Source organism: Streptomyces bohaiensis (assembly GCF_012033785.1).
GTDB classification, from domain to species: domain Bacteria; phylum Actinomycetota; class Actinomycetes; order Streptomycetales; family Streptomycetaceae; genus Streptomyces; species Streptomyces bohaiensis.
On record NZ_JAAVJC010000224.1, the window covers coordinates 1 to 7,628 of the forward strand.

A 7,628-nucleotide genomic window follows, 5' to 3' on the forward strand; every position below is an offset into this window, starting at 1 on the left:
GGCGGTCGGCGCGCGCAGCGCCGTCAGCCGGCGGGTGGGTCGAGCGGGCCGCCCGGCCTGCGGCGCTGCCACCACAGGGCGAGCACCGCGAGCCAGGCCGTGGCGAACAGCCAGCCGCCGAGGACGTCGGTCACCCAGTGGACGCCGAGGTAGACCCGGCTCGCACCGACCGCCACGGCCCACGGGACGAGCAGGGCCGCGGCACGGCCGGCGGCCGGGGCCCGTCCGCCCCCGTGGATCAGCAGGGCGGCCAGGACCAGACCGGCGGCGGTGGCCGCGGTGGCGGTGTGGCCGGAGGGGAAGGACCAGTGGGAGGCGTGCACCGCCCACAGGGCTTCGGGGGGCCGCGGCCGGGCGACCGCCGCCATCAGCAGGAACCGCAGCAGCTGTCCGGCGAGCAGCGCGGCGAGGAATCCCGCCGCCCAGGCCGCGGGCCGCGCGGTGGCCCGGCCCGCCCAGTAGCCGGCGGCGAGCACCATGGCGTAGGGCACCGGGCCGGTGCCGGTGTGGGTGACGACGACGGCCGGCTGCCGTGCCGCGTCGGGCCGGTGGGCCGTCGCCCACTCCAGCACGGCGCGGTCCGGGGAGAACGGGCCGCCTGCGCGCACCACCAGGACGGTGAGGACGGCCAGCGCGAGCACGGCGACGGCCGCCGTCAGGGCGGGCAGCGCCGAGCGCGACGCGGCCCGCGGCGGGCTCACCGCCGCCGCCCGACGGCACGGGCGGCGGCGCGGGAGGCGCTCAGCCCTGCCACCTCCCGGTCGTCAGGAAGGCGTCGATGGCGCGGCGGTGCGGCACGATGTCCAGGCCCTGCTCGGCGAGCCAGGCGTCGGAGTAGTACTTCTCCAGGTAGCGGTCGCCGGGGTCGCACAGCAGCGACACCACCGAGCCCCGCTCGCCCCGCTCGAGCATCTCGGCGACGAGCTTCCAGGCGGCCCACAGCCCCGTGCCGGTGGAACCGCCGGCACGGTTGCCGCAGCGGTCCTCCAGCGCCCGCACCGCGGCGACGCTGGCGGCGTCGGGCACGCGCATCATCCGGTCGATGGCGTGCGGCAGGAAGCTGGGCTCCATGCGGGGGCGGCCGATCCCCTCGATGCGGGAGCTGCGGTCGCTGGTGGCGGCGGGGTCCGCTTCGGCCCAGCCGTCGAAGAAGCAGGAGTTCTCGGGATCGGGTACGCAGACCCGGGTGTCGTACTGCATGTACCGGACGTACCGCGCGATGGTGGCGGAGGTGCCGCCGGTGCCCGCGGTGGCGACGATCCACGTCGGCTCCGGGTACCGCTCCAGCCGCATCTGCTGGTAGATCGACTCGGCGATGTTGTTGTTGCCGCGCCAGTCGGTGGCGCGCTCGGCGTAGGTGAACTGGTCCATGTAGTGGCCGCCGGTCTCGGCCGCGAGCCGGGCGGAGACGTCGTAGACGGTGCGGGGGTCGTCCACGAGGTGGCAGGTGCCGCCGTGCAGTTCGATCAGCCGGGTCTTCTCGGTGCTGGTCCCGGCGGGCATGACCGCGACGAACGGGACGCCGATCAGGCGGGCGAAGTACGCCTCGGAGACGGCGGTCGAGCCGGACGACGCCTCGATGACGGGGCGTCCGGGGCGGATCCAGCCGTTGCAGAGCGCGTAGAGGAAGAGCGAGCGGGCCAGCCGGTGCTTGAGGCTGCCGGTGGGATGGGTCGACTCGTCCTTGAGGTAGAGATCGATGCCCCACGCCTCGGGCAGCGGGAAGCGCAGCAGGTGGGTGTCGGCGCTGCGGTTGGCGTCGGCCTGCACCTTGCGCACGGCGTCCTTCAGCCAGGACCGGTAGGCCGGGTCGCTGCGGTCCAGGTCGAGGGTGCGCGGTGCCGTCGGCTGCGGGTGGTCGGTGCTCACGCGACGATCGTATGCGGAACGCCGCCGGTGGCGGCGGCGGCACTGCGCGGGGCGGCGCGGGGCGTTGTCAGTGGGGGGAGGCAGACTCGTCCCATGACGGCGGAGCGGTGGGCGGTGGCGGTCGAGGCCGACGGCTCGGCCCGCTGCTGCCCGCTGACGCGGGAGGGTGCCGCGGCGGCGCACCCCCGCCGCGTCGCGGACACGGCGGCGGCACTGCGGTCGGCGCCGCCGGCGACACGCTGGGTGTGGCGTGCCACGGCCGGGATGGCGGTCCCGTCCACCGGGGTGCACGTCGCCCGGTGCCACGACGTCGAGGCGGCGGAGGCCGTGCTCCTCGGGTACGAGGGCGCCCACGGTGAGCCGCGGGGGCTGCCGGCCGCCTGGGCGCGGCTGCGGGGGCTACCGGTGCCGGACGACCCGCCGGCGACGGCGCCGGGTGACGGGCAGCCGTCGCTCTTCGAGAGCGCCGTGCGCCCGGGGCTGCCGCCGGGGACCGACCCGCTGGCCGCGCTTCTGGAGGTCTACGCGGGCCAGCTGCGCCGGGTCGAGGGTACCGAGCATCCGGGGCGGTTGACGCTGCTGCTGGCGGCGGAGTCCGCGGGGACCCTGGTGGCTGCCGAGATGGACGCCGCCGGGTTGCCGTGGCGCGCGGACGTGCACCTCGCGCTGCTGGACGAGTTGCTCGGCCCGGCGCTGCCGGGCGGGTTGGAGCCGCGCCGGTTGACGGAGCTGGCGGCCGAGGTCTCGGCGGCGTTCGGGCAGCGGGTGCGTCCGGATCTTCCGGCGGAGGTGCTCGCGGCGTTCCGCCGCGCGGGTTTCCCGGTGCGGTCGACGCGCTCCTGGGAGCTGAGGGAGATCGACCATCCGGCGGTGGCACCGCTGCTGGAGTACAAGCGGCTCTACCGGGTGCACACCGCGCACGGCCGCGCCTGGCTGCGGAGCTGGGTGCACGATGGGCGGTTCCGGGCGCGGTACGTGCCCGGAGGCGCGGCGTCGGGCCGGTGGACGACCAACGGCGGCGGCGCGTTGCAGATCCCGCGGGTGGTGCGGCGCGCGGTGCGGGCGGACCCGGGGTGGCGACTGGTGGTGGCGGACGCGGCGCAGCTGGAGCCGCGGGTGCTGGCCGCCGTCTCCGGCGACCGGGCGCTGGCGGAGGTGGCGGGCCAGGAGGGGGACCTGTACGCGGCGCTGTCGCGGCGGCTGTTCGCCGGTGACCGGGAGCGGGCCAAGCTGGCGGTGCTGGGCGCGGTCTACGGACAGACCTCCGGGGAGGGGCTGCGCCACCTCGCCGAACTGCGCGCCCGGTTCCCGCGGGCGGTGCGGTACGTGGACGAGGCAGCCGAGGCCGGGGAGCGCGGTCGGCTGGTCCGGACCCACCTGGGGCGGACCTGCCCGCCGGCGGGATCGGCGGACGACGCGGGTGCCGGGGGCGCGGGGTCGGCCGACGCGTTCCCCGAGAGCGGGGAGGCGCCGGCGGGCCGAGGGGCCGCGGCGCGGGCGCGGGGGCGGTTCACGCGGAACTTCGTGGTGCAGGGCAGCGCCGCGGAGTGGGCCTTGCTGATGCTGGCTGCGCTGCGGCGCTCGCTGGCGGGCACCCCCGCCGAGCTGGTGTTCTTCCAGCACGACGAGGTGATCGTGCACTGCCCGGCGGAGCAGGCCGAGGAGGTGGCGGCGGCGGTGCGGGCGGCCGGGGAGGCGGCGGGCCGGTTGGCGTTCGGTCCCTCCCCGGTGCGGTTCCCGTTCACCGTGGCGGTGGTGGAGAGCTACGCGGACGCCAAGGGGTGAGGGGCGCCTGACCGCGGCGGCGTGCACGCGCGGGTCGTTCCCGCGTCGGGTGCGCGGTCCGGCACCCGGCACGCGAGCCGGTACGACCGGCGGGCATCAACCGATCGGTTGACCCCGACGAGCTCGACGGGCGATGTGGCGACCCGGCCCCTCCTGGAACCGTGCGGGGTATGACACTCATCGACGTGCGCGACCTGCGCAAGAGCTACGGCGGGCGCCCCGTCGTGGACGGCGTCTCCTTCGCGGTGGAGGAGGGCGAGATCTTCGGGGTGCTCGGCCCCAACGGCGCGGGCAAGACCACCACGGTCGAGTCCGTCCTCGGCCTGCGTGTGCCGGACAGCGGCACGGTTCGCGTCTGCGGGCTGGACCCGTTCGCCGACCGCGCGAGGACGACGCTCGTGGTGGGCGCGCAGCTGCAGGAGAGCGAGATGCAGGGCAAGCTCACCGTCGCGGAGTCGCTCCGGCTGTTCGCCGCCTGCTACCCGCGCCCCGCCGACTGGCGCGCCCTGGCTGCTCGCCTCGGCCTGGAGGAGAAGCTCGACACGCGTTACGCGCGGCTGTCGGGCGGTCAGAAGCAGCGGCTGGCCATCGCGCTCGCCCTGGTCGGCAACCCGCGGGTCGTCGTCCTGGACGAGCTGACGACCGGGCTGGACCCGGTGGCGCGGCGCGAGGTGTGGGCGCTGATCGAGGACGTCCGCGCGGGCGGCGTCACCGTTCTCCTCGTCACGCACTTCATGGAGGAGGCGCAGCGGCTGTGCGACAGGGTCGCGATCTTCGACCGGGGGCGGGTCGCCGCGCTGGACACCCCGTCCGGGTTGGTGGCGCGGACGGCGAGCAGCACCGTCATCTCCTTCACCCCCTCCCGCCCGTTGGAGGAGGACGTCCTCGCCGCCCTCCCGGGCCTCGCCTCCGTCGCGCACCACGACGGGAGGGTCACCCTCGCCGGGACCGACGAGACCGTCAACGCGGTCATCGGCCTGCTCGCCCGCAACCGGGTGAGCGCCCACCAGTTGCGGGTCACCGACGCCACCCTCGACGACGCCTTCCTCGACCTGACGGGAGCCGACGCGTGAGCGCCGCCACCGCATCCCCGGTACCCACCGCCGCCACCACCCCCCGTCCCGGGCGGGCCGTGATGCGCGCGGAGCTGCTGCTGTTCTTCCGTGAGCCCGGCTCGGTGTTCTGGGTGATGGCCTTCCCCACGCTGCTGCTGCTGGTCCTGGGCTTCATCCCGTCCATGACGGAGCCCATGGACGAGATGGGCGGTCTCTCCACCGTCGAGGCCTACGTACCCGTCGCCGTGCTCCTTTCGATGATCATGGCGGGGCTGATGGCCATGCCTCCGGTGATCACCGGCTACCGGGAGCGCGGCGTCCTGCGGCGGATGTCGACCACGCCGGTACGCCCCGCCGCCGTCCTCGGGGCCCAGGTGGGACTGCACGCCGTCGCCTCGCTGATCTCCGCAGGGCTCACCCTCGCGGTGGGGCGCGTCCTCTCCGACGTCGCCCTGCCCCGCCAGGTCGTGGGCTACCTGCTGACCCTGCTGCTCGCGGTGGTGTGCGTGCTGGCGCTCGGCGCGCTGATCTCCGCGCTGTCCCCCACCACGAAGATCGCCCAGGCGGTCAGCATCTCGGTGTTCTTCCCAGCGATGCTCGCGGCCGGTGTCTACATGCCCATCCAGCAGATGCCCGACCTGATGGCCGGCATCATGGAGGCGCTGCCCTTCGGTGCCGCCGCCCAGGCCCTGAACCAGGCCGCAGCCGGCGACTGGCCGGACTGGGCCCACCTCGCCGTCCTGGCGCTGTGGACGCTGCTGCTGTCCGGCACCGCAGCACGTTGGTTCCGCTGGGAGTGACCGACGTGTCAGGAGACGCTTCCCGCACCGTGACCGACACTGGGGACGTGGCAACCACCGCTTCCCTCCCGGTCACGGAGCCGGGGACCGACCACCCGGCGCAGCCGGGGGCGCTCCTTCGCTTCAGTCCGCCCGCCCTGCTGCTCCTCGGTCTGGTGCTCGCCGCGGCGACCTCGTCCCTGGTCGGCATGGACGGCGGCGACTGGGTGGCGGCGGGGGTCCTCGCCACCGCGGCGCTGGCGCTCCAGCTGTGGTGGGACCGGACGGCACGCAGCAGGCCCGGCCCCTCCGGGGTCGGCGCCGCGTACTACGGCCTGCGATCGGTGCTGGCGTTCGGTCTGGCCTGGCTGAACCCGTTCCTCGCTTTCTACGCAGCGGTCGGCTGCTTCGACGTCGAGCGGCTGGTGCCCCGCCGGTGGATTCCGGTCGGTCTGCTGGCCACGGCCGCGACGGTGGCGGGCGCGCAGATCGGAGGTCTGCCGCCCGGCGACACGGCGGGGCGGGTGTTCTACGGCATGTTGGTCGCCGCCAACCTGGGCATCTTCCTGACGGTCCAGCGGGACGCGGGCAAGGCGGAGGACCGCTCCCGGCAGCGGGTGGCCGCCATCCGCGAACTGGAGCACGCCAACCTCGCCCTGGAACGGGCCATGGTGGAGAACGCCGCGCTCCACGACCAGCTCCTCCTCCAGGCGAGGGAGGCCGGGATCGCCGACGAGCGCCGCCGGCTGGCGGCGGAGATCCACGACACCGTCGCCCAGGACCTGACCGGGGTCATCGCCCAGCTCCAGGTCGTGACCGAGACCCGGGAACAGGACGCGGCGCGCGTCCACGTGGAACGGGCCCTGCGGTTGGCCCGCCACAGCCTCGGCGAGGCGCGCCGGGCGATCGCCAACCTCGCTCCGGTCGCGCTGGCCGAGGACGATCTGCCCGAGGCGCTGGGGAAGACCGTCGTCCGCTGGTCGGAACGCACCGGTGTGAAGGCCGAGTTCACCCTCACGGGCGTCACCGAGCCGCTGCACGACGAGGTGGAGGGGACCCTGCTGCGGATCGCGGCGGAGGCGCTGTCCAACACGGCACGCCACGCGGCGGCCACCCGGGTCGGCGTCACCCTCTCCTACATCGGCGACCAGGTCGTGCTCGACGTGCGGGACGACGGTCGGGGGTTCGACCTGTCCGCCCTGCCCGAGCGCGACACCGCGTCCGGGTTCGGGCTGAAGGGCATGCGGGCCCGCGCGGAACGCCTCGCAGGAGAGCTGACGGTGGAGTCCGAGCCGGGCCTGGGCACCGCGGTGTCCGCACGCGTACCGTCGGTGCCCTATGAGCGCTGAGAACGACGGGGTGATCTCCCTGCTGATCGTCGACGACCACCCGGTGGTGCGGGACGGTCTGCGCGGCATCCTGGACCCTGCGGAGGGCTTCACCGTGCTCGGTGAGGCGGGCGGCGGCGCGGAGGCGGTGGAGCTGACGCTGCGCCTGGACCCTGATGTCGTCCTGATGGACCTGCGCATGCCGGCCGGTGGCGGCGTCGAGGCCATCGCCGAGCTGACCCGACGCGGCGCCCGCGCCCGCGTGCTGGTGCTGACCACCTTCGACACCGACTCCGACACCCTGCCCGCGATCGAGGCCGGGGCCACGGGGTACCTGCTGAAGGACGCGTTGCGCGACGAGTTGTTCGATGCCGTCCGGGCTGCGGCGGCGGGGCGCACCGTGTTGTCGCCTGCCGTCGCCTCACGCCTGGTCACGGCGGTGCGCCGCCCCGCCGCGCGGCCCGACGACGGCACGCTCTCCCCCCGGGAGGTGCAGGTGCTGGAGCAGGTGGCGCGCGGTGAGTCGAACCGGGAGATCGCTCGGGGGCTGTTCATCAGCGAGGCCACGGTCAAGACGCATCTGACCCACATCTACGGCAAGTTCGACGTGCGGGACCGGGCCGCCGCGGTGGCGGTCGCCTACCGGCGGGGCATCCTCGGCTGACCGCCGGTTGGGAGGAGGCGTGCCGCGCCGCGCCGCCCCGGCCCACGCTCCGGCGACAGCTCGCCCACGGAGCGGGCGGGGCCAGGCGGGGGCGAGTGGGTCCGGGCCGGGGGCGAGCGGAAACAGCCGGCTGCCGGCAGCACCGGCC

Annotated in this window: 7 protein-coding genes; 5 read left to right on the top strand and 2 right to left on the bottom strand. The window is 75.2% G+C overall.

Annotated elements, in window-relative coordinates:
• Positions 1 to 23: 23 nt before the first annotated feature.
• Complete coding sequence (locus tag HCN52_RS25600) at positions 24 to 701, bottom strand: phosphatase PAP2 family protein (protein WP_168089694.1); 678 nt, start codon at positions 699 to 701, stop codon at positions 24 to 26.
• Positions 702 to 741: 40 nt separating this feature from the next.
• Positions 742 to 1,869 (bottom strand): L-cysteine desulfhydrase Cds1, encoded by a 1,128-nt coding sequence (gene cds1, locus HCN52_RS19175; RefSeq protein WP_168089695.1) that lies wholly within the window; start codon positions 1,867 to 1,869, stop codon positions 742 to 744.
• A gap of 93 nt (positions 1,870 to 1,962) precedes the next feature.
• On the opposite strand from cds1, the gene HCN52_RS19180 reads away from it, so the two are divergent.
• The 5 genes from HCN52_RS19180 (at position 1,963) to HCN52_RS19200 (ending at position 7,480) form a co-directional block, all read left to right on the top strand.
• On the top strand, positions 1,963 to 3,654 hold the full coding sequence (locus HCN52_RS19180) for a bifunctional 3'-5' exonuclease/DNA polymerase (protein ID WP_168089696.1): 1,692 nt from the start codon (positions 1,963 to 1,965) through the stop codon (positions 3,652 to 3,654).
• Positions 3,655 to 3,824: 170 nt separating this feature from the next.
• A complete protein-coding gene (locus HCN52_RS19185) occupies positions 3,825 to 4,727 on the top strand; it encodes an ABC transporter ATP-binding protein (protein ID WP_168089697.1) in 903 nt (300 codons plus the stop codon).
• Positions 4,724 to 5,509 (top strand): ABC transporter permease, encoded by a 786-nt coding sequence (locus tag HCN52_RS19190; RefSeq protein WP_312876781.1) that lies wholly within the window; start codon positions 4,724 to 4,726, stop codon positions 5,507 to 5,509. The genes HCN52_RS19185 and HCN52_RS19190 overlap by 4 nt, the downstream gene beginning before the upstream one ends.
• 47 nt (positions 5,510 to 5,556) lie before the next feature.
• Complete coding sequence (locus HCN52_RS19195; RefSeq protein WP_312876782.1) at positions 5,557 to 6,837, top strand: sensor histidine kinase; 1,281 nt, start codon at positions 5,557 to 5,559, stop codon at positions 6,835 to 6,837.
• On the top strand, positions 6,827 to 7,480 hold the full coding sequence (locus tag HCN52_RS19200) for a response regulator (RefSeq protein ID WP_168089698.1): 654 nt from the start codon (positions 6,827 to 6,829) through the stop codon (positions 7,478 to 7,480). The genes HCN52_RS19195 and HCN52_RS19200 overlap by 11 nt, the downstream gene beginning before the upstream one ends.
• The last annotated feature ends 148 nt before the right edge of the window (positions 7,481 to 7,628 follow it).